Here is a 21,472-nt window from a genome sequence, read left to right as displayed (position 1 = left end):
GGTGAGGGCCGCGACCTCGCTCGGACGGGCGATCGGCGCGGTGCGGCGGATCGCCCCTGGCGCTACTCGAAGAACTTGAGGCTCCAGCCGGTGTCATCATTCGGCCCGGGGACGTTGGCCCGTCGGTAGGTGGTGTTGCCCCACCAGCAGAACGTGCCGGTGTACCAGAACCGGTTGCTCCAGTTGTATGGCGTTCCCTTCGGCACCGCGTGGAACATCAGCGGAAATCGCGGCCCGGCGGGCGGGCTGGTGGCGATGTCGCCGCGCAGCAGCACGAAGCTGTGGTGGCCGGGACCGTCGACGTAGAGGGTCGGATCCCAACCCGGCATCATCGTGGACCGGTTCGAGCCGAACAGGCAGCCGTTGGACTTGTACCAGTCCCACACGTACGTCGGGTCGCCGCCGGCCCTCAGCCGCAGGTCGGCGAGGCAGTACTGGTCACTCCAACTTCCGTTGGCGGAGTAGACGATGTGCAACTGGCCGTTGGGGTCCCGGATCGGCTCCGGTCCCTCGTTGATGAACGGGTTGCCGACCACCCGTTCCCACGGCTCCCGGGGTTGAGAGATGACGTGGCGCGCCCCGACCGGCGTGGTCGGGCTGCTCATCCGGGCGAGGTAGATGTTCTGCTCGACGTTGGTGTCGCCGGCCCAGCCGGACCACACGAACCAGCGCTGCCCGTTGAAGGTGAACAATGATCCGTCGATGGCCCACCTGTCGTCCGGCAGCGCCAGTTTCTGCTCGGCGGTGTAGCCGCTGTCCGGCGACGTCGAGCTGATCACGAACATCCGGCGGCTGCTGCCCGCGCCCAGCGCGAAGTAGATGTAGTAGCGACCACCGTCGAGAACGATCTCCGGTGCCCAGATGCCGCCTCGACCCCGGGTGTCCGACCAGACCCGACGCTGCGCCGCCCCGCCAAGCTGGTCGGGTGACGGGGCTTGGCGGACGGCGATGCCATCGCCGAGTGACTGGACGGAGATGTAGGTGCCGCCGACCCGGATGACACTGGGATCCGCCGCGCGGATGCTCTGTGCCGCCTCGGCGGGCGAGGCGGTGAAGCCAACCTGCCACAACCCGCTCGCGGCGAGCAGAGCGGTGACGAGAAGGTTGCCGATCATCCGCTGTCGTCTCATGGCATCGTCCGGTTCCCGCTGGGCTCGGAAGGCGGCTGACCTCCCGGCGCACGAGAGCGCTCTCCCAGACTGACCAATCGACACTCGTCATGTCAACCATCGATCCGGCCGACTGGGGTGCGGGCGCCCGACCGCCGCGCCGGCCACGTCCGTAGAGATGACGAATTGTCCACCTCCCCGTCGATCATCGCCTGCTCGATGGTCTCCCACGGAGCCTAGACGATTCCGTTCAGTCGGTAGGCGTGTCGGCGAAGGTGATGAGACACGCCGCGACGGCGGGCTCCGACGGCTCGATGTCGGCGGGAACCCAGATGATTGTTAGCTCCATGACCTCTCCTGATCAACGTCGTGGACGGCTGCTGGTGTGGCTCGGCGCCGGCACCGCGGTCGCCGCCACCTCGGATCGGTGCTGCCTCCGGCGGAGTCGGTCGGGGAAACGAAACCGCCGGGTGACGACGTGGGTCGGGAGCGCGTCGGCCGGGTCGGCTTCGCCGTGCGCGGCTTCACCGACGGTCGGTCCGGACCGCGCCCTCTGGACGAGCCCCGCGGACGTCTGCCGCGCACTGTCGCTTTCCGCAAATTGCGTCATATCGAATTCCCACGCCCATCCTGACCTGCGGTTTACTCCTGGTACTCCGGTCGGTTCGTTCCCCCGTCGAGTCGCTGATCAGCGCCTTAGGTCGTTCTGGCGGGCACCGGAGTTACGGTCTCCGATGCGGGATGCACCCTCTGAGAAGGGACCACAAACGTGAAGATGCCGCATCGGAAATCTGACGCGACAGACGAACTCAGGATTGATTTCCTCTTCGCCGGTGAACGGTTGATGACCCGCCTACGAGGGTCCGCAGCGGCGGTGCATGCTCCGCGCCCGCAGCACCTGCCGGTGGTGCCTGATTGGTACTGCGGCGACTGCGCGCAGCCCTGGCCGTGCCGGCCCGGTCGCGAGCGCCTGAGGTATGAGCACCGCTGCGCGCCGGGCGCCGTCTTCCAGTACCTTGGCGCCTGCTACACAAGGGCGCTGACCGACCTGCCCGCGGAATCGACCCGACACCTGCACGCACGGTTCCTGGGCTGGATACCGCGTCGTCGGACGCCCAACTCCGTTCCCGGTCATCGGTACGGAGACGGCGTTCCGCCAGGTTGAGCCGGCCCCGGGTGTCTGATGCCGATCCTCAAGGAGGCGCCGCAAACCCTGTCGGTGCGGACCAGGCCACGGCACCGGCGCCGCCGTTTCCCGCCGGCATCTCTTGCTCAGGGCCTGTCGGGTTCGTCATCCGGCGGGGCGGTGTACGTGCCTGCGTAGTAGTCACCGACGCGTTGGCGGAACTGGGCGGTGTCGAAGTCCGCCTCGTCGTACCGGGGAGAGTTCTCGATCTGCTCCTTGGTGCGGTCGACGAACAGGGTACGGGCGTCGTGGTCGGCCAGAGCGACGGTGCCGGCGGGCAGGAGCACCTTACGACCGAAGATCCACGGACCGGTGTCCACGACGAGCAGGGCGTCGCCGACGTCGTAGCTGGCCCGGTCGACCGAGCCGATCTGCCCGTCGGTGGCCTCCACCCGATAGCCCACCATGTCGGCGTCGCCGCGCTGGCCGGCGTCGGAGTGGCTCGGGTTCGACTCGTCGTCGCGGCGGGCGGGGTTGAGGAAGCTCTCACGCCACGCCCAGGGAGTGAACGGCTGCATCGCGACCTCCGGGTCCGAGGAGGGGTCACCCTACATCCAACGCACGTACCCAGGGCCAGGCAGGCCGAATCCATCGTCGAGGACGTCGCCCCGCACGAGTCAGACCGTTCGCTCGTCGGTGGCGGTCTCCGGCGACATATCGTGGATTGCCGTCTCGATCCAGTCCAGAAGCACCTGGATCCACTGGTCCACCTCCGCGACTCGTCGTGCCAGATCGGCGAGACGCAGTGCCTGCTGTTGCACGACAGCTTCGTAGCTCATGCAACGGCCCCGCTTCCGGAGGACGACCGGTGCTCCTCGGCCGCGCGGTGGCCCATGCCGACCGAGCCGGCCGAGCGGTGGCGCGTGACCTGCTGGGAGCGTCGGCGGTACGGATGATGACGCGATTACCGTACTCCCGGTCGGGAACGCCGAAGGGGTCGCCTGTCGGGCGCGAAGAACACTGGCTTCGCCCTGGGCGACGTGCGGGTGTGACGATGTCGGGCCGCTTCCTCATGCGACCGCGTTCCTGGGCGCTGCGGCGACCCCGGTCAGCTCGATGCCGGTCGTCTGGCTGGCGTACCTGGGCAGGCAGGCGCGGGCCTGCTCAGCGGTGACGGAGGTGCGGGCGATGATGTGGTAGCCGTCGGCGCCCTCGAGCGCGACGAGATTGCGGGCGGCCTTCCCGGCGGGTAGCGCGAGAGTGAGAGCGCCCTGGTCGCTGCCGGCGTCGAGAGCAGCGACCGGCGTCACTGCTCCGGCTCGTCTAGGACCGCAGCACCAGCAGACGCCCGCCGTTGACCGTCAGCAGCCAATCGCTGAGCAACCCTCGGCCCGTTGAGCACGGCGATCGAGTCCGGTCCCCGCTCAGGTGGCATGGCCCCGCTGTCCCGCTGTCCCGCGGGCCCCGTGTACCGGGCGTAGGGTCGGCGGGCGTCGACGCGCGACTGACGGGGTGACCCTGACCGTAGAGCGGCGCCCCGCCGGTCACCTCACCCGCTTCGCATGCTGTCGGCTCGACTCGGCCCACCATCGGGCGGTCGTGTCGGGAAAACGAGCAACTACCCCCCGTTCGTCCGTAACGTCGCTCATCTGATCGCTGGCCACGCCGTCGCGTCCCAGTCCCTCGGGCGCGTGGAGGGCAGTCGCGCCGGCGCCACCACCGCGCTGCGCCGCGACGTGGTGGCGCACTGACGACCAACCGAACAGGAGACTTCCATGCAGATGACCGCGACCGACAACCACGCTGTGGCCCAGGCGGTCCACGACGTCGGATCCGCGTTGTGGTTCGGCGGCAGCGTCATGGGGGTGGCCGGGGTGAACAAGTCCGGCAACGACCTCAGTCAGGGCATCGATCGGATCCGCGTGGCCAAGTCCGCGTGGAGCCGGTTCAGCCCCGCCCAGTGGCTCGGCATCGGGCCACGCTGGTCGCTGGCGCGCAGCTCACGAGGAGCAGTCGGGGCCGGCTGGCGATGCAGAAGGGTTATGGCTCCGCGGGCGCCGCCAAGGCGGCCACGGCGGTGCTGGGCGCGGTCGCCACCGGTTACGCCGCCTACTGCGGCACCCGCCTCGGTCGCCTCGCGGAGGAGGCCCGGCAGCGCGGGGAGCCGGTGGAGGTCAGGGACGCCACCGTGTCCACCCCCGCGACCCCGCACGAGATCGCCGTCTGGCAGCGCCGCCAACGGCTGACCCAGTACGTCGTGCCCGCCCTCGCCGGCGCGAACATCGTGCTCGGTTCCTACCTCGTCCAGTCCTACCGAACCGGCGCGACCGCCAGGGGGCTGCTCGGCCGCTTACTGCCGGGCTGAGGGGGGCGACGCACGCGGCGGCGACGCCGAGCCGAGCGTGCTGTCGGCGCACGGCGCCGACAGCACCGACCCAAGTCGGTCTGACCTGCCGCTCGGACCGCGCCGCCGAGGCGAGGTCGGCCGCCGGGATCCCGGTGCCCGTCGGCGACCACGCCGCCCGCCCCCGCGACCGCTCCACCCAGGTGCCCGACCGCCCGGTCCGACAGCGGCCCAGGCTCAGCGGCGCCTCAGCTCGGACTCCATCGGCTGGAGGAGGGTCTTTCTGGCCTTTCCGCGCCGCTCACGTTGCAGCGCGGCGCGGAGTTCCCGGGTGTCAAGCCCGCGCGCGACCTTCTTCGCTTCGGCGACCGGGAGGTCCGACAGCCGGTTCGGCGTCGTGACGTTCTTCCGCGCGCGCTTGGCCGGCCCGGTGTTGGCGACGAACTGCCGGCCGCTCTTCGACGCGCGCCGCTTCTTGGTCTCGGTCGCCTCTCGCTCCCGGTCGGAGAGTTGCTCCCAGGCCTGCCTGGGAAGGTACCGGCGGGTCTCACCGCCCTGGCGCGCCCGGGTCGAGCCGTCCTCGGTGCGCCAGTCCTGTTCCCCCCACCGTTGTAGGGAACGCTGCCGCTCGTCCTTGGGACCGATGAACCCTCCGCCCTGTCGCTTGTACTCCTGGGTGAGCAACTGCGACTTCCGCGCCGACCACTGCCCCTTCCGACCTCCCTTGTCGGAATCGCGGATCTGCGCCTTGAGCTTCTCCCGCAGTTCGGGCTTGGTGTATTTGGCCATGCCCGGACGATTCCCCGCCTGCACTGCCCCATGCCTCGGCCGGCCCGATCCCGGTTGGGGAGGCATGGGGCAGGGTGCGCCCCGCGCGCTGGTCAGCGGAACTGCCACACCTGGTTGGCCTGGGGACCGGCTCCGCAGGTCCACAGAATCGTCGGGGTGCCGTTCTGCGTTCCCCAGCCGTCCGCGTCGAGGCACCTGCCGGACGCGGGATTGACCAGATTGCCGCTGGGTTGTGCCACCCACTGCTGGGCACTGTTGCCGAGGCAGGTCCACAGCCGTACCTCGGCGCCGTCTCCGGTCGCGCCACCGGCCACGTCCAGGCATTTGGCGGAGTTCGGATTGACCAGGCTGGAACCGGACCACGTCCACCGCTGCGCCGGATTGTTGAGGCAGTCCCACAACTGCACCCTCGTGCCGTCCGCGGTGCGACCGCCGGAGACGTCGAGGCACCGGCCGGACACCGGGTTCAACACCGTTCGCTCGGGGGTGGCCCCGCCTCGGACGAGGAAGAGGTTGTCGGCCACGTTGAAGTTGGCGGCCAGGTAGGATCCGGCCGGCGGGTTCGTGTGGAAGTAGTCGTCATGCCGGCAGTCGAGACGCTGGTCGTGGGACCGGTCGCCGCAGACGTACCGCATCGGCGGGAAGTTCGGCTCGTCGGAGTAACACATCACGTCCCACTCGTCGGTGCAGTGTCCTCCTCCGGAGGCGTTGGGCGCGTTGTTGTTGACCGCCCCCAGGTTGTGGCCGAGTTCATGACTGGCGACGCCGGCGTTCCAACACCCGCTGTCCGACCGACCGTACTCGGGGCCGGCGTTGGACCGGTTCGCGTCGGTCTTGCGGGTGTCCCCGGCGAAGCCGCCGATCCCGCAGTAGACATTCGCGTCGACCAACATCACGTACTTGCGGTCGGTCCGGTTGAATCCGAGCGCCTTCACCGCGTTGACACTGGCGCCGAAGTCGGACAGGGCGGTCTGCGGCACCTGTGCCCGTCGCACGACCGGGCGGCAGGAGCCGCCGGCAGTCTCGGTCACGAAGCGGATGTGCCGCTCGCCACCGGTCTCCCGGGCGCTCTCGTTGTAGATGACGTCCATCTCCTCGGCGAGGCGGCGGAACGTCTCCAGGTACTGGTCGTAGCGGTTGGCGGCGCCGTGTACGTAGACGACCTCGACGCGGCGGCCGGTGACGCCGTCGCCGTCGCACGCGGCCAGCGCGCCGATCCGGCCGCCGGGCGGCAGTGGATCGACGGTTGTCCGCACCACCAGCCCTGGCGGTGGGGCGTCCGGGCCGTGCGTGCACATGGTCGGACTCACCGACGCGACCCGCAGTCCGCCGACGCAGGGTCCCGTCCGGTCGGCGGCGAGGCCACGGTGAACGAGTCCTCGCACCGGGTCGTCTGGCGGCACGGTGACGGGGCTGGCGCCGACACCGAAGGAGTGCTCGTGATCGGTGACTCCGGCGGGGTGCCCGTGTCCGGCGTGGCCGTGCGGGGCAGCGGTGCGGGCCGGGCCGGCGTCGGCGGAGCCGGGCAGTGTCGCCAGCAGGATCATGCCGGCGATCGGGGCGAGCAGGCGGTGGATCGAGGATCGGGTGAGGGCCATCGGGTCACTCCTTGCCTCGGGATGTGACATCGACGCAACAGGGGCAACCCTCGTGCCGGCAAGGAATTTCGAAAAGGTACGTGTCGATGGGCTGCGGGCCGGCGGCGGGGTGCCGGCGCTCGGCCGGCACCCCGCCGTGATGGTCGTCCATCCGCGTCCGAACCGGTCCGGTCGTGATCAGGGCAGCCACCACGGTGCCGGGTACGGCACCGTGGTCGCCTCGGTCGAGAACTGCCAGCCGCCGGCCGGCGCGCTCTGCAGCCGGAAGTGGACGCTGGCGACGTACGCCGAGCTGACCGGACGGAAGTCCACCTCGCTGCGCCACGTCTGCCCGTTCGGTGCGCAGAAGTCGGACGCGCTGTCCGTCTCGGTGGTGGTCACGCCGTTCTGGTAGACCACCACCATCTGGATCCGCACGCACTCGCCGGAGGCGTTGTTGACGTAGAGGCGCCCGAGCAGTCGGGGCTCCCATCTACCGGCGACGAGATCCCACTCCAGCCGGCCGTCGGACTGCGGTCTCCCGGAGACGTTGCCCAGGTCACCGTCGCCGAAGTCGAAGTGTTGGTCGGTGATGGAGAACCGGTCGGTCCGCTGCACCGCCGCCTGGGCCGGCACGGCCCCGACCAGTCCCAGCGCGCCCACTCCCGTCAGGATCGCGATCCGTCGTGCCAACAGGTTGGTCCGCATGGTTCCTCCTCGATCACGCCGCGGCCGTTGCGCGGCTTCCGGTGTCGAGTCTCGGTCGAGGGATCAGGGTCGCGTCACGATCCGCTCAGGATGGCGGCGCAGCCGCCGGCGCCTTCCACCGTGACGCCACCCTGACGTCCGGTCGGAGCATGGTGCGTGCCTGCGGACGTCGCGGGCGAGGACGGAGGAGCGAGATGGCGACGAGATGCATCACACAACGGACGGCGGGTGCGATCGCCGTGATGCTGGGGATGACCGTCGGCGTGGCGGGGCCAGCCGGCGCGGGCGCATCCGGACCGGTCCGGGTCACGGCTTCCAGTGCCAGCGACGGGCAGGCCACCAAGACGGTCACTGCGGCCTGTCCGGGCTCGGCCACAGTCTTCTCGGCGGGCGCCCGCGTCGTTAACGGAAACGGTGGCGTGGTGCTGACCGCGATGGAGCCGAACCCGCAACTGTCAGCCGTGACGGTCAGCGCCACCGCCCGGAGCGGGCACCCGACCGACTGGTCCCTGACGGCGTACGCGACCTGCGACTCGTCCACCGTCGCACCGCTGCGGGTGGTGGCCACCGTCCGTTCGACCTCGACGGCGGAGGCGGACTGCCCGAACGGCACGCTGCTGGTCGGCACCGGCTTCCGCCTCGAGGGCTCAGTGGATCGGACGTACGTCGACGAGGTGAGTTTCGATGCCGGCCTGCGCAAGCTGCGGGTACACGCGCGCGGCGACGTCGACCCGACCAGCCTCACCGCGTTGGGCGTCTGCGCGTCCCAGACCGGCCCGGCAGGCGTCCGGGTCGGTGTCGACGCCGGTGCTGACGGCACCTGGCCCAGGACAGCGGTCACCGGGCCACCCGGCCCGGACGTTCACGTGTACGGAGTCGGCGCCATCGTGACTGGGCAGGGAGAGGTCTTCCTCAGCGCGCTGGCGTCCGGCCCGGACCTTCGTCTGGCCGTTGCCGAGGCGGTCCGGGCGAGCCGGCTGCCGGGAGCGCCGGCCACCGATCGTGTCGGCGTCACCGCGGCGTCCGGCGACGACGGTGCAACGCTCACCGTCGCCGGGGTGCTCCTGGCCGCGTTCCACTGACCGGTGCGCGTCAGCGACCATGGCCGGTCGCCGGGTTCCGGCCCTCCCGCGCGGCCGGTCGCCCACCCGGTCGACCGGTCGCCGGCTGTTGCCGTCTCCGCGGCGACGACGTGGCGACGGGTGCCAGGATCATGTCCTCCGGTGGATGCACCCCGATGGCCCGCATCGCCTCCTGATAGCGGGCGAGGGCCCGGCGCGCCTCACCGTGCTGCCCGCCGGTTACCAGACAGCGGATCAGAGCCCGATGGGCGGACTGGTCGTAGGGGTCGCGTTCGAGCAGCCGGAGCAGGTAGCCCACCGCCGCCGCCGGTCCGGACGTGACCTGGCTGACCTGAGCCAGCGTGCGCAGCAGGTGGAGGTACGCCGCCCGTGCCTCTTCGCGCATCGAGACCGTCCAGTCGGCGTACGGCTCGTCCTCGAACGCGTCGGCACGGTACTGACCGTCGGCGGCGACGAGCACCGTCCGGCCCTCCTCCAGCGCGCCGCGATCCACCAGCCGGCATCCGTGCGCCACGTGGGCCAGGAACTCCTCGACATCCACGCGGAGCCGGCTCACGTCGAGCGCGACGCAGGCATGGTCGGCGACGATGAAGTGGTCGGGATCGAGCGCCCGTGCCGGGTCGAGGACCGCGCGGACGATCGAGAGGAGGACCGACAGGCGGTGTCCGGTGCGGGCCGGGTCGTCGTCCGGCCAGAGCAACTCGCACAGCTCGCCACGAGGCACCGGCCGCCCGCGCCGGGCGATCAGGATCCGCATCAGGTCACGGGCCTTGCGCGACTGCCACTGCGAGGGTGGCACCGGGATGCCGTCCAGGTGCACCTCGAATCGGCCGAGTGCCCGGATCACGACGGTCCGGTGGATCGGCCCGGCACCGTTCGACCCTCCCGCGGACATGCTCGCCGCCCGCTCCACCAGGGCGCCGGCGGATGCGACCTGCTCGGCGGCGAGCAGCCCGGCCAGCCGGTCGTCGACGTCGGCTCCGGGCAGCCGACCGAGGACCACTCGGAGCCGGGCCGCCTCGACCGCCGCGCCGGCCCGGCTCCAGAGCGCGTGTGCCTCGCGCAACGCCTCCCGGCTCCGGTCGACGTCGGTCTCGGTCGCGGCCCGTAGCTCGAGCGCATCGGCCAGCCCGGCCCGGTCGTCATGAAGACGCGCGATGCGGGCCGCCTCCGCGGCCGCCCCGGCTGCCCGTTCGGGTGCGGCCGTCCGGAGAGCCACCCAGCCCCGCGCCAGGAGCGCCGGTACGGCGATGTCGTCCGCCACCTCACCGGCGGCCCGCTCGGCATGTGCCGCAGCGGCCCGGACGTCCTCGTCGAGGCGTACCAGTGCCAGTCCGGACAGCGCGGGCACGAGGACGTGGGCGTTGCCGGCCTCCTCGGCGACCCGAACCGTCTCCTCGTAGGCGGCGCGGGCCTGCTCACGCCAGCCCCGGCGCCGGTACAGATCGCCGAGCCCGAGCAGGGCGTAGGTGAACCGACGGGAGCCCTTCTGCTGGTACTGCGCCAGCGCCGCCTCGTACCGCTGCACCGCCTCGTCGTACCGGCCGAGCATCGCCAGCGCTTCCGCCTCGTTGCTCGTGGCGATGGCGCGGATGCTGGGCGCGCCGGCCAGCGCCGCGTATCGGGCGGCCTGCTCGGCCATGGCGAGGCCGTCGGCGAACCGGCCGGTCCGCAGGAGGTGGTGCGTGCGGTTGGTGGCGATCCGGGCGAGCAGCAGGAGGTCGCCGGCGCGTTCCGCGATCGGACGTGCGAGAGCGTAGTGCTCCTCGCTGCCCGCGACATCCCCGGTGACGCCGAGACACAGGGCCACGCTGAGATGGCTCGCGGCCAGGACCGCGTCCTGTCCGGTCGCGGTGGCGACGGTCAACGATCGTCGTGCGCAGTCGAGCGCGACGTCGGTGTCCCCGCTCAAGAGGTGGGCGTGAGCGGTCCAGGCCAGGAGGAGCGCCTCGTCGACCGGCGGGGCCGATTCCGGCCGGGGCCGTCGGAGTGCCTCCAACGCGGCGCGGGCGTCACCGCGCTGATAGTGGATCCGACCCACGCGCCAGGCCAGCCCGGCGTCCCAGCCGGGTGGGGTGGCCGCCGCGGCGTCGTATGCGCGTGCGGCGGCGTCGAGGTCACCCAGGGTGCGTAGCGCGTCGCCGTACACCAGGCGGATCCGCCTATTCAGGTGGTTGTCGGGAAGCTTCGCGACCATGTCGGCCACGGCCCTGGCCCGCCCCGTCGCGATCATCCGTTCGCCGTGCTGGTCGAGCACGCCGGCGCACCGCGGGTGGTTGCCGGCTCGCAGATGCTCCCGGGCGGCGGCGTCCGGTGGGCCATGCTCGTCGTACCACGCGGCTGCGGCAGCGGCGGTGCCGACCGTGCGACCCGCCGGCGGACGTCGCTGCCCCTGCCGCGCCACCTCGACGAGTACCGGCACGAGGTGCTCCCCGGGCGTCGCCGCTCCCGGCCCGGCCACCGGCCGCGTGCGGGTCAGCAGCCCGGTGCGGCGCAGCACGTCGACGACGCGCGGGGCACCGCGGTGACCGAGTGCACGACACAGCCCGACACTCACGGGGGACGCGTCACCGACGTGGCGGAGCAGGCGGGTGACCTCGGCCGGCAGCGGGCCGATCACCTCTTCGGCGATGTACCGGGTGAGCGGGGCGCCGGGCTCGGCCAGGGCGACGGCCAACGGGCCGGGTGGCACCCCGTGCAGACGCAGGGCGTCCGCCGACAGGTGCACGAGAGCCGGCCAGCCACCGGTGGCCGCGTGGAGGCGGTCGCCGAGGTCCGGGCCGGTGATGCCGTAATCCTCGGCCGCCAGGCGCGTGATGCGTTCCGGGGTCAGTGCCAGCCCTACGGGGCCGGGCTCGGTCCACAGGCCGCTGCCGATCCAGCGGGCGGCCGGCGGGGGAAGCGGCCACCGCGAGGCCAGCACGACCTGCACATCCTCCTCTTCCCGAGCGACCGCGGCCAGTAGCAGGTCCAGGTCGTCGGCCGGTGTCCGCGGAAGGTCGTCGACGACGATCAGTCGCTCGCCCGTCCGCACCGCGTCGTCGACGAGGTGCCGCAGCGACCCCGCCTCGACCGGTAACCGACGGGCGGTCGTGCGGGGGTACCAATGGCGCAACGCGGTGGTCTTGCCGTAACCGGCGGCTGCCACGAGGCAGCAGATTCCCCGCCAGCGGCCACTCCGCAACGCCTCCACCGTGCCTCCACCGCCTCACCAGGCCCGCTCGGGTCACCGGGTCGATTCGCGCACCCGACGTGTTCAGGCTTGCCGCGTCCGGCTGCGGAGGCAAGGCCACCCGACCGTCGGATGTCGGCAGCCGCGGCCGGTCGTCACCGCGCTGGAGCGCGGCGGGCTCGGGTCAGGGAGGCGCGCCGAGCCGCCACGCGGGCCGGGAAACGGAACGATGGGTGGGCCACGAGGATCCGCCCGTTCATCGGTTCGAACCCGCAGTCGACACCCGACGTCGTGGTGACGCTCGTGCGGTCCGCCAGGTGCGTCACGTCGGTCGGGAGGACCGTCAGCGGAGTTCAGGCTCGGTTGGTGGTGTCCGGCCCGAGATGGCAGCGGAGTGCTTCGGCGTCGTTCTTGCTGACGCCGGTGGCCTGGATGGTGTTGACGGCGATGATGCTGATGTCGTTGGCGATGTTGATGCCGTTGATGTCGAGCTTGTCGTTGAGTGCGTCCTGCGCGCACTTGACAGCCTTGAGCGCGGATTCCTGCGAGCGGGAGGGGCTACCCGAGGTGGGTGACCACTCGATCGCGACGTGCCGAACGGCGTCCGCGAGGCAGTGGATGGCCTGGGGCAGGCTGGGTGGCACGGCTTCGTCACGTCGCAGCGCGGCCTCCATGTTCAGCGCGAGGTCTCTGCTCTGGAGCAGGGACCGGAGCATCAGTTCGCTGCCGTGCCGCCAGCCCTCGACGGAGTTGTGGTTGTGCCAGCGCAAGGGGGAGAGCCGCACGACCTCGACGGCCGCCGACAGCGCCGTCTGCAGGTCTGTGGAGTCGAGGTTACGCAGTGCGTCCAGGGCCTGCTGGGCGATGTTCGGATCGCGGTCAGCGGCGGCGTCGGCCACTCGGTCGATCTGCGCGGCGATCCGCCGGATGAGAGGCCGCCCTGCCCGGCGGATGCGATGGATCGGGTGAAGCGGTAGCACGACCACGGACACCAGCAGGCCGACCGTTCCTCCGACGACGCCGTCGACGAGTCGGGGCAGCGCCAGGCTCGTGCTGGCGGGCGACAGGACGGCCAGCACCATCGCGCTGCCGCCGACCTGGGTGATGAACGATCCTTCACCGCTGAACAGCATCGCCAACAGGATCGACACCGCCACGATCAGCCCGATCTGGATATGTCCCCTGCCTACCCACGAGACCAGCAGGTCGCCGAGAGTGATCCCCACCGCCACACCGGCGATGAGGAACAGGGTGCGCCTGAACCGCTGTCCCACCGAGCTCGCGATCGTGCCCACGGCCACCGCGGGCGCGAAGAGCGGCTGCCGGTTGTCGAGCACGTCGTTGGCGACCCACCACGACCCCGCTGCGGCGACTCCCGCCTGCACCGCGATCAACAGGCTCAATCGCAACCGGATGAGGCGCTCCCGGAGCTTGGCCCCGCCGCTGCGCCGCACCGACGCCCACACCTCGTGGACGGAGGGTGACGCGCCACCTGTCGAAGCTGCACCCTGAGGTCCACGACCCATGCTCCGAACCTAACCAACCTCCTGCCCGGAGGCGTCACAAGCGAGAATGAGCCGTGACCGAAGGCGCTGGGGTGCGAGTGCTCGTGGACATCGTCCTGGCGGCCCCGGCCCCGGATACGTCGATCGAGGCCGGGAGGCCCCCGCGTCTGTCCCGCTCCGGCACTGAGACACGTCGGACCAAGAAGGGCAGGAGACCGGCTCGTCGCCGAGGATGCTCCGTGGATACCTCATCGTCGCCCTGCAGGCGGGCCCGGCCGCCGGCCTGGCCCGGTTCCTCGCCCACGACGTCCTGGAGACCGGGCAGTCTCTCTGCGCTCGACGTGACATCCGGGGCCGCCTCGTCCGGGCCGGGGGAGCGAGCGGGTGATGTCCGTCTCGGCGCGCGGCTCACACGCCGGCCACCTGGTCCGCCTCCGCCTTGCTCATGCCGGCTGCCTGGAGCAGTTCGTTGACCACGATGAACACCTGAGAGGCGACGATGTTGCCGGAGAAGCCGAGATCGGTGTCGCGGGCCCGGCGGACCGCCTCGACGGCGTCCAGCGCCCGGGAACGGGCGATTTCGGGGGTACGGCCGGCCAGGAAGTCCCGGTGCAGCAGACGCAGCGACTGGCCGAACGTCTCGATCGCCGCCGGCAGGTCGGGCGGCACGGGTTCCCGGGCGTCCAGTAGCGCGACGACCCGGCGCACCATGTTGCGGCTGTTGGTGAACGCCAGTTCCAGGTGGGTGGACGCGTTCTCGTAGCGGCGGAGTTGGGCCCGCCGCCGCCACCGCCACGGTGACAGTGCGGTCACCTCGCGGGCCGCGGCGACGATCTCCGTGGTCTGTTTCCGCTCGGCCTCGGCTGCCTGAAGGCGTTGCAGCGCCGCGTCGGCCCGCTCGATGTCACCGGTGGCGAGCGCCTGCGCGGCGGCGGTGAGCTGGTTGGCGAACAGGTCGAGGGTGGGTCCGGCGGCCCGGTGCACCACCCGCACCGGATTCAGCGGCAGCAGCAGCAACGCCACCACGACGGCTATGCCGCCGCCAACCAGGGCGTTCGCGGTCCGTGGCACGGCCAGGTCCGGCGCGGCGGGCTCGACGCTGCCCAGGAGGACGGCGGTGCTCCCGGCCTGCACCATCACCGCGCCGTTGCCCCGGAAGATCACCGCCACCGAGATCGCCACCGCCACCACCAGCCCGGTCTGCACCGGTCCAGAGCCGATCACCGCGATGATCAGATCGCCGACCAGGACGCCGAGGACCACGCCGGCGAGTAGTTCAGCGGTGCGGCGTACCCGGTTCCCGATCGCGGCGGCGATGGTGCCGACTGCCGCGGCGGGCGCGAACAGCGGCTGCGGGTTGTGCAGCAGGGTGTTCGCGACATACCAGGAGAGTCCGGCCGCCAGCCCGGCCTGAAGCGCCACGATGAAGTAGCGGCGCAGCCGCTCGACCGCCTCCTGGGCGAAGCGGCGCACAGTCGCCAGGGCGTCCCTCACGTCGCGCCCCGGTCGCCAGGCGGTCGGAGGCGGAGCGGCGCGGGCTCGGTCACGTCCTCCTCTACCCGTCCGCCGCCACGGTAGTCCGGCGAGGCGGCGCGGACCATGACGGCGCCCACCCGGGACGATGATTGACGATCGGGCGCACCGGGTATCTGCCCGGGACACCATCGTCTCAGCACCACCGCACGGGATCAGGGAGATCGCCATGGGCTTCGATGACAAGATCGACAACACCGCTCAGGACGTCACCGGCAAGGTCAAGGAAGGCGTCGGACGGGCCACCGACGACGAGCGGCTCGAAGCCGAGGGCCGTGGTGACCAGGCCGTCGCCAAGCTCAAGCAGGCCGGTGAGAAGATCAAGGACGCCTTCAAGAGCTGATCTCGGCAAGGCACCCCCGCCGCCCGGCCCGGCGATGCAGAGCGGCGCGCCGCGGCGGGGGGGGGGGCGGGGGGCCCCCCCCCCCGGGGGGGCCCCCCCCCCCCCCCCCCCCCCGCGATTCTCGCAAACATGGGCACCTAAACGGGTGCCCGACTCGCTGGCGCGACGCCGTGCCCTCGGTCTGGGGGAGTCGGATACGGAGGTGCGATGGACCTAAGGAACCTGTCCGGGGCGCGGGACGCGGCTGTCGTGGCGAGCTGGCCGGCGTCGGCGCAGGAGTGCCGTCGGTGGTGTGCGCGTGATCAGGTCTCCGCGAGGGTGGTCGCGGGGTGGTCGGACACGCCCGACGTCGTCGCGTACCGGGCGGTGGTGGACGGCGCTCTGGTGGGATACGGCGAGTTGTGGCTCGACGACGAGGAAGCCGAGGTCGAGCTGGCCCGTCTGATCGTGGCCCCGTCGTGCCGCGGTCAGGGAATCGGCCGACGGCTGGTGACGGCTCTGACCGCCGAGGCGCTCGCCCGTCATTCCGCGGTGTTCGTGCGGGTGTGGCCGGACAATCTCCCCGCGCTGCGCTGCTACGCCGGTGCGGCCTTCGTGCCGGTGCCTGCGGACGACGCCGACGAGTGGAACAGAGCCCAGCCTGTGCCGTACGTGTGGCTGCGCTACGCGCCGCAGGCAGGGCCCCAATGAACGGCGGCGGTGCGGGTCAACCGGCGATCAGCCGGTGGTACGGCGCGAGGTTCGTGAGGATCTGACCGCGCCGGTGATGCCAGGCGAGCGAGTCGGTGATGCCGGTGGCGAGGTCTCGTTGTGGTCGCCAGCCCAGCAGTGCCGAAGCTCGACGACCACGGGCATACGCGCCCGGGGTGTCGCCGGGCCGGCGCGGAGCTTCCCTGACCAGGACCGGTCGGTTCACCACCGCGTTGAACGCCGCCACCAGTTCGAGCACCGTGGTTCCGGTGCCGCTGCCGAGGTTGACGCACACGTGCGGGGCGCCGCCCGTGGCGAACAGGTCGTCGAAGCGTTCCAGCGCCCGCAGGTGCGCGCCGGCCAGATCCCAGACATGCACGTAGTCGCGTAGTGCCGAGCCGTCCCGGGTGGGCCAGTCGAGGCCGTTGACCCCGAACGGCACGCCGGCCTGGTGTGCCTGGATCAGTCGGCCGAGGGCGTGTGAGGGAGTCGCGATCTGCGATCCGGTGCGCATCGCCGGATCTGCGCCGATCGGGTTGAAGTAGCGGAGGGACAGCACCCGCAGCGGGCTGCTCGCCGAGATGTCGGCCAGCATCCGCTCGACCACCAGCTTCGTCTGCGCGTACGGGCTCGTCGCCTCCAGCGCCGAGGTCTCGTCGACGCCGAGGCCGACGTCCGGCCGGTAGATCGCCGCGGACGAACTGAAGATCATTCGATGGATCCCGTGCGCGAGCAGTCGATCGACGAATTCCAACGTGGCCGAGACATTCGCCCGGTAGTAGTCCACCGGCCGGACGACGGAGTCGGGTACCGCGATCAGCGCGGCGCAGTGCACCACCGCCTCGATGTCCGGGTGCCGGCGCAGCAGATCATCCACCGCGTCGGCATCGGCGATGTCGGCTAGCCGGAACGGCCGCCCGCGGCAGAACTCGCGCCGACCGGTGACCAGGCTGTCCAGCACGACCGGCGTGTGACCGGCGTCCACCAGAGCCGAGGAGACCGTGCTGCCGATGAATCCGGCACCTCCCGCGACCAGCACCTTCACCAGCATACCTCCCCGGTCGATCGGCACGCGACCAGCGACACCACTCCCACCTGCATCCTTGCCGCGACCGGGTGCCCCCACGTCGGAAATCGAGGTATCGATCGTCACCGTGAGGTCGACGCATGTGTATGACTGGCCTGGTCTGGCCCGGGTACGCGGCGGCTCGGGTCGGACGCGCCGGTCGAATCGGGAGGCAGCATGACGGAGCAACGGATCGGGGTCGCCGTGATCGGACTGGGTGGCGCGGTGGCGACCACGGCGATAGCCGGCGTGGAACTACTCCGACTGGGCATGCAGGACATGTCCGGACTACCCCTGTCCCATCGCGCCGACCTGCTGCCGTACGAGTCGTTGGTCTTCGGTGGTTGGGACCTCGCCCCGGATGATCTGGCGAAGGCCGCGCACCTGCATCGGGTGGTCGAGCCGGCGCACCTGGAGGCCGTGGCCGGGCCGCTCGGGAAGATCAGTCCCTGGCCGGCGGTGGCTGACCCGGCGTACTGCCGCAACGCCACCGGCGCCAACGCCGTGCCGATCGGGCCGCTGCGCGAGCGGGTGGCACATCTGCGCGGCGACCTGGCGCGGTTCCGGGCCGAGACCTCCGCGCAGCAGATCGTGGTCGTCAATCTGGCGTCCACCGAGGCGCGACCGGATCCGGCGTCCCCGACGCTGCGCACCCTCGCCGGGTTCGAGGCCGGGCTGGACGCCGACGACCCGGTGATCACCCCGGGTCTGCTCTACGCCTACGCGGCGCTGCGGGAGGGCTGCCCCTACGTCAACTTCACGCCCAGTCTCGGCGCGGACGTGCCGGCCCTTCTGGAGTTGGCCGAGCAGGCGGGGGTGCCGGTCGCGGGCAAGGACGGCAAGACCGGTCAGACCCTTGTCAAGACCGTGCTCGCGCCGGCCTTCCGGTCCCGGGCGTTGACCGTGGAGGGCTGGTACTCGACCAACATCCTCGGCAACCGGGACGGCCAGATCCTCGACGACCCGTCGTCGCTGGCGAGCAAGCTCGACACCAAGGGGTCGGTGCTCAACCAGATCCTCGGCTACGACGTCGACGACCACGTGGTACGCATCGACTACTACCGACCCCGCGGTGATGCGAAGGAGGCCTGGGACAACATCGATCTCATCGGCTTCCTCGGCCAGCGGATGCAGTTGAAGGTCGATTTCCTGTGCCGGGACTCGATCCTCGCCGCGCCGCTCGTGCTGGAGCTGGTGCGGCTGATGGCCGAGGCTGGCCGTCGTGGCGAGGGCGGGGCGCAGGAACAACTGGGCTATTTCTTCAAGGCGCCGGTGACCCGGGCCGGTCGCACTCCTGAGCACGCGCTGCATGCTCAGGAGCGGGCGCTGGTCGAGTGGCTGGACGCGCCGGCATGACCGCTGCGCTGGCGGCGCCGCCGGTCGATCGGCTCGCCGTCCTGGCGCCCGCCTTCCGGCAGATCGGTGACGCGAAGCGGATCCGCGTGGCACACGCCGACGGCTCGGCGGCGGAGCGGGGGTTCACCCGGGCGTGGGCGGCCCTCGCCGCGGGTGTCGACGCGCAGGAGGTCGCCGACCGGGAGTGCGCGGCGGCGCTGGCCGGCTCCCGCCTCGGTGGGATCGACGCGGTCATCCTCCGCGACTGCGGTCTGGCCGGCACGGAGGTGGCGGGCGTGCTCGGTCGCGCTGCCGGCGAGCTGGACGGCGCGTTGCACCCGGCAACCCGGCGGCGGCTGCGTGCCGCGCTGCCCACGCTCGGCGTGCACGACGCGCCTGATCCACCGGTTCCGGCGTTCGCCGCCGCGCTCTGCCGGCAGCCCCGCGCCGGCGCGACCGCGCCCGGGCTGCCACGCCTCGTGGTGGAGCCGCCGGAGAGCCACGCCGACCACTGCTGGGCGGTTGCGGTGTACGGGGCTCTCCTCGCCGACGACGTCGGCGCGGATCCGGCGGACGCGTTCCTGCTCGGCCTCGCGCACCACCTGCACAACGCGTGGCTACCCGACGCGGGCTTCGCGGGGGAGCAGTTGCTCGGTGGCTGTCTCGGCCCGCTCGTCGAACGGCTCACCGCGCTGGCGCTGAGCCACCTGCCGGACGGCGTCGCCGCCCGGGTCGGCTCGGTGCTGCCGGCCCTGGCGGACGCCGGGACCGCCGTCGGTCAAGCCTTCCACGCCGCCGACGTGCTGGACCGGGTGCTCCAGGTGCACCACCATGCCCGCGCGGCGGCGTTCACCACCGATCAGGCGCTGGTGGACCTCGCGCTGGTGCACGACGGCCCGGTGGTCGACTACCACCGGGCCGTGTTGCGGGCGGCGGGGCTGTGAGCGCGGTCCGGGCGACCACCCCCTCCGCCGCGCTCGCTGGCTTCGAACGCGGGTGGTGCGGACCCGACGGCGCGTCGTTGCGTGCCGACACCCGACACACCCTGACCGACGGGTTTCGCCGATGGCCGGTCGTCGAAGGGATCCCGTGGCTGCGTCCGGGACGTGACAACCTGCGGCAGCGGGCGGTCGCCGCGCTCGACGCGGGCGACTCCGACGCCGCCGCCGTGCTGTTGCTCGGCGATGCCGACGACTGGTGGGAGCTGCCGCCACCCCCGGCGGAGCAGCTTCGCGGGGCACTGGGTGCCCGTACCCTGCGGGATGCCGTGCGGCTCCTGGGTCTCGGCCGGGTAGGCGTCTACTTCCTGCACCGGTGGTCCGACCCGAGTTGGCTGGCGACTCTGGCGCTGACGGCCGCGCACCCGCCCGCCGGGCGGACCGTGGTCGATCTCGCCTGCGGCGCCGGCCATCTGCTGCGTCACCTGGTCTTACACGGGCATCGCGACGCCGTCGGGGTCGATGTGGTCTTCGCGAAGCTGTGGCTGGCCCGTCGTTTCGTGCTGCCTCCCGGAGCGCCGGTGGCTCTGGTCTGCGCGGATCTGACCGCTGGCTGGCCGCTGCCGCCACCGACCACACCCCGTCATGTGGCGTGCCACGACGCTCTCTACTTCCTTCCGCACAAGGCAGACGTGGTGGCCGCCGCCGTCGCGTGCGCCGGGCCCGGTGGCGCGTTGCTGCTGGGTCACCTGCACAACGCGCGGCATCCGGGCGGTCGGGCCGGGCTGCCCCTGCTTCCCGAAGAGTGGACAGCGCTGCTGCCGGGTGCCCGGGCGTACAGCGAGGAGGAGCTGACGGATGCCACAGTCGCCGGGCGGCTGCCCTATGCCGCCGGAGCCGGGGCGCTGGCCGCGACCGAGGCCGTGAGCCTGGCGCGGGACACCGCTGATGCCGCCGCCGAACCCGAGATTCTGCGGCCGGCCCCGAGGAGCCCGTTGCACCCCAACCCGCTTTACGAGAACGGGCATCGACGCTGGCCCGACGCGCGTTGGGCCGAGGAGTACGGCGAGCGGGCCGCCGGCTACCTCCCGGAACGCTGGTCCGCGGTCGGCAGCGCGGACGAGGTTCGCCGCCGACTGCTCCTCGACCTGCCCGAGCGGTGGTGACCGTGCGGCCCTTCGGGTGGGGAGTCGTCGGCTGCGGGTGGGTCGCCCGTGACCATGTCGCGCCCGCCATTCGCGCCGCCGGACACCGGCTGGTCGCCGCCTGCGACCGCGATCCCGTCGCCGCCCGATCCTTGGCGCCGGACCGGTTGGCCACGGCCGAGCTGCGGGAACTGCTCGACCACCCCGACGTGGAGGCGGTGCACGTGGCGACGCCGAACGACGCCCACGCGGCCGTGGTCGCGTCAGTGGTCGAATCGGGCCGGCCGGTGTTGTGCGAGAAACCGCTCGCGGCGACCCTCGCCGACGCCCGGCGGCTCGTCGAGGCGACCGGCGGCACGATCGCCGGCGCGGCCTTCGACCAACGATTCCATCCTGCCCACCGGCGCGTCGCCGACCTCGTCGCCGCCGGCGAACTCGGCACCGTCACCGCGGTGCGGATCGTCTACGGATGCTGGCTGCCGCCGCGCTGGAGCCCGGACGGGCGACCGCACGACAACTGGCGGGTCGACCCGACGCGCGCCGGCGGCGGCGCCCTGATCGACCTGGCCCCCCACGGCGTCGACCTGGTCGGCGTGCTGCTCGGCGAGGACCTGGTGGAGCTCACCGTCCGCACCCAACGCCTGGTGCATCCGTACGCGGTGGACGACGGGGCGCTGCTTGCCGGGGTGACCGAAGCCGGAGTCCTGGTGCAGGCGCACGTCTCGTTCAACACCGCCGATCCGCTGCCCCGTCGCCGACTGGAGGTGGTCGGCACCCGTGCCCAACTCGTCGCCGTCGACACCCTCGGTCAGACCGCCGGCGGCACGCTGACCCGCCTCGACGCCGGCACCGGTGCGGCCGAGACGGTCCCCTTCGACGTCGAGCTGAGCCCGTTCACCGCGCAGGCCCACGCCTTCGCCGGCGCCGTCCGCGGCGCCGACTGGCCGTGGCCGTTGAGCCGGGACCTGCGCCTGTACGAGCTGCTGCACACCGCCGCTGGAAGGAACTGA

The 21,472-nt window shown here is 71.8% G+C and carries 19 protein-coding genes; 8 read left to right on the top strand and 11 right to left on the bottom strand.

Annotated elements, in window-relative coordinates:
- Positions 1-62: 62 nt before the first annotated feature.
- The 4 genes from ACIA5A_RS26555 to ACIA5A_RS26540 form a co-directional block, all read right to left on the bottom strand.
- On the bottom strand, positions 63-1,130 hold the full coding sequence (locus ACIA5A_RS26555; RefSeq protein WP_396767161.1) for a glycoside hydrolase family 43 protein: 1,068 nt from the start codon (positions 1,128-1,130) through the stop codon (positions 63-65).
- Between the two features lie 1,251 nt (positions 1,131-2,381).
- The gene (locus tag ACIA5A_RS26550; protein ID WP_396767160.1) at positions 2,382-2,813 is read right to left on the bottom strand and encodes a PRC-barrel domain containing protein; all 432 of its coding nucleotides are present in this window, start codon (positions 2,811-2,813) and stop codon (positions 2,382-2,384) included.
- 99 nt (positions 2,814-2,912) lie between these two features.
- Positions 2,913-3,074 (bottom strand): hypothetical protein, encoded by a 162-nt coding sequence (locus tag ACIA5A_RS26545; protein ID WP_396767159.1) that lies wholly within the window; start codon positions 3,072-3,074, stop codon positions 2,913-2,915.
- A gap of 231 nt (positions 3,075-3,305) precedes the next feature.
- Entirely contained in the window at positions 3,306-3,545 is a 240-nt protein-coding gene (locus tag ACIA5A_RS26540; RefSeq protein ID WP_396767158.1) for a hypothetical protein, read from the bottom strand.
- A 650-nt stretch (positions 3,546-4,195) separates the two neighbouring features.
- On the opposite strand from ACIA5A_RS26540, the gene ACIA5A_RS26535 reads away from it, so the two are divergent.
- Positions 4,196-4,600, top strand: coding sequence for a hypothetical protein (locus tag ACIA5A_RS26535; RefSeq protein ID WP_396767157.1), 405 nt, complete (start codon positions 4,196-4,198; stop codon positions 4,598-4,600).
- 216 nt (positions 4,601-4,816) lie between these two features.
- Here ACIA5A_RS26535 and ACIA5A_RS26530 read toward each other — a convergent pair whose 3' ends face one another.
- The 3 genes from ACIA5A_RS26530 to ACIA5A_RS26520 form a co-directional block, all read right to left on the bottom strand.
- Positions 4,817-5,368 (bottom strand): hypothetical protein, encoded by a 552-nt coding sequence (locus ACIA5A_RS26530; RefSeq protein WP_396767156.1) that lies wholly within the window; start codon positions 5,366-5,368, stop codon positions 4,817-4,819.
- A gap of 92 nt (positions 5,369-5,460) precedes the next feature.
- The gene (locus ACIA5A_RS26525; protein ID WP_396767155.1) at positions 5,461-6,966 is read right to left on the bottom strand and encodes an RICIN domain-containing protein; all 1,506 of its coding nucleotides are present in this window, start codon (positions 6,964-6,966) and stop codon (positions 5,461-5,463) included.
- Positions 6,967-7,143: 177 nt separating this feature from the next.
- Positions 7,144-7,653, bottom strand: coding sequence for a hypothetical protein (locus ACIA5A_RS26520; protein ID WP_396767154.1), 510 nt, complete (start codon positions 7,651-7,653; stop codon positions 7,144-7,146).
- A gap of 422 nt (positions 7,654-8,075) precedes the next feature.
- Between ACIA5A_RS26520 and ACIA5A_RS26515 the strand changes: the two genes are divergently transcribed.
- Positions 8,076-8,735: a hypothetical protein gene (locus ACIA5A_RS26515; RefSeq protein ID WP_396767153.1), complete on the top strand. Its 660-nt coding sequence runs from the start codon at positions 8,076-8,078 to the stop codon at positions 8,733-8,735.
- Between the two features lie 10 nt (positions 8,736-8,745).
- Here the strand turns inward: ACIA5A_RS26515 and ACIA5A_RS26510 are convergent, their stop codons facing one another.
- The 3 genes from ACIA5A_RS26510 to ACIA5A_RS26500 all read right to left on the bottom strand — a co-directional run bounded on the left by ACIA5A_RS26510 (position 8,746) and on the right by ACIA5A_RS26500 (position 14,906).
- The gene (locus tag ACIA5A_RS26510) at positions 8,746-11,883 is read right to left on the bottom strand and encodes a BTAD domain-containing putative transcriptional regulator (RefSeq protein ID WP_396767152.1); all 3,138 of its coding nucleotides are present in this window, start codon (positions 11,881-11,883) and stop codon (positions 8,746-8,748) included.
- Between the two features lie 377 nt (positions 11,884-12,260).
- A complete protein-coding gene (locus tag ACIA5A_RS26505; RefSeq protein WP_396767151.1) occupies positions 12,261-13,361 on the bottom strand; it encodes an aromatic acid exporter family protein in 1,101 nt (366 codons plus the stop codon).
- A gap of 459 nt (positions 13,362-13,820) precedes the next feature.
- The gene (locus ACIA5A_RS26500) at positions 13,821-14,906 is read right to left on the bottom strand and encodes an aromatic acid exporter family protein (protein ID WP_396767150.1); all 1,086 of its coding nucleotides are present in this window, start codon (positions 14,904-14,906) and stop codon (positions 13,821-13,823) included.
- Between the two features lie 208 nt (positions 14,907-15,114).
- Here ACIA5A_RS26500 and ACIA5A_RS26495 point away from each other — a divergent pair, with 208 nt between their 5' ends.
- Positions 15,115-15,288 (top strand): CsbD family protein, encoded by a 174-nt coding sequence (locus ACIA5A_RS26495; protein WP_396767149.1) that lies wholly within the window; start codon positions 15,115-15,117, stop codon positions 15,286-15,288.
- Positions 15,289-15,495: 207 nt separating this feature from the next.
- On the top strand, positions 15,496-15,978 hold the full coding sequence (locus tag ACIA5A_RS26490) for a GNAT family N-acetyltransferase (protein ID WP_396767148.1): 483 nt from the start codon (positions 15,496-15,498) through the stop codon (positions 15,976-15,978).
- A 16-nt stretch (positions 15,979-15,994) separates the two neighbouring features.
- On the opposite strand, the gene galE is transcribed toward ACIA5A_RS26490, so the two are convergent.
- Complete coding sequence (gene galE / locus ACIA5A_RS26485) at positions 15,995-17,131, bottom strand: UDP-glucose 4-epimerase GalE (RefSeq protein ID WP_396767147.1); 1,137 nt, start codon at positions 17,129-17,131, stop codon at positions 15,995-15,997.
- 90 nt (positions 17,132-17,221) lie between these two features.
- On the opposite strand from galE, the gene ACIA5A_RS26480 reads away from it, so the two are divergent.
- From ACIA5A_RS26480 to ACIA5A_RS26465, 4 genes are read left to right on the top strand one after another with little or no spacing between them, the layout of a single operon-like run.
- The gene (locus tag ACIA5A_RS26480; protein WP_396767146.1) at positions 17,222-18,400 is read left to right on the top strand and encodes an inositol-3-phosphate synthase; all 1,179 of its coding nucleotides are present in this window, start codon (positions 17,222-17,224) and stop codon (positions 18,398-18,400) included.
- A complete protein-coding gene (locus ACIA5A_RS26475; protein ID WP_396767145.1) occupies positions 18,397-19,323 on the top strand; it encodes a hypothetical protein in 927 nt (308 codons plus the stop codon). The genes ACIA5A_RS26480 and ACIA5A_RS26475 overlap by 4 nt, the downstream gene beginning before the upstream one ends.
- Positions 19,320-20,483, top strand: a complete 1,164-nt coding sequence (locus tag ACIA5A_RS26470; protein WP_396767144.1) for a class I SAM-dependent methyltransferase — start codon at positions 19,320-19,322, stop codon at positions 20,481-20,483. Before ACIA5A_RS26475 ends, ACIA5A_RS26470 begins: the two co-directional genes overlap by 4 nt.
- A gap of 2 nt (positions 20,484-20,485) precedes the next feature.
- Positions 20,486-21,472: a Gfo/Idh/MocA family protein gene (locus ACIA5A_RS26465; RefSeq protein WP_396767143.1), complete on the top strand. Its 987-nt coding sequence runs from the start codon at positions 20,486-20,488 to the stop codon at positions 21,470-21,472.

The sequence above is a fragment of the Micromonospora sp. NPDC051300 genome (assembly GCF_044455315.1).
GTDB lineage: Bacteria > Actinomycetota > Actinomycetes > Mycobacteriales > Micromonosporaceae > Micromonospora > Micromonospora robiginosa.
This window is presented reverse-complemented; position numbering and strand designations above follow the sequence as displayed.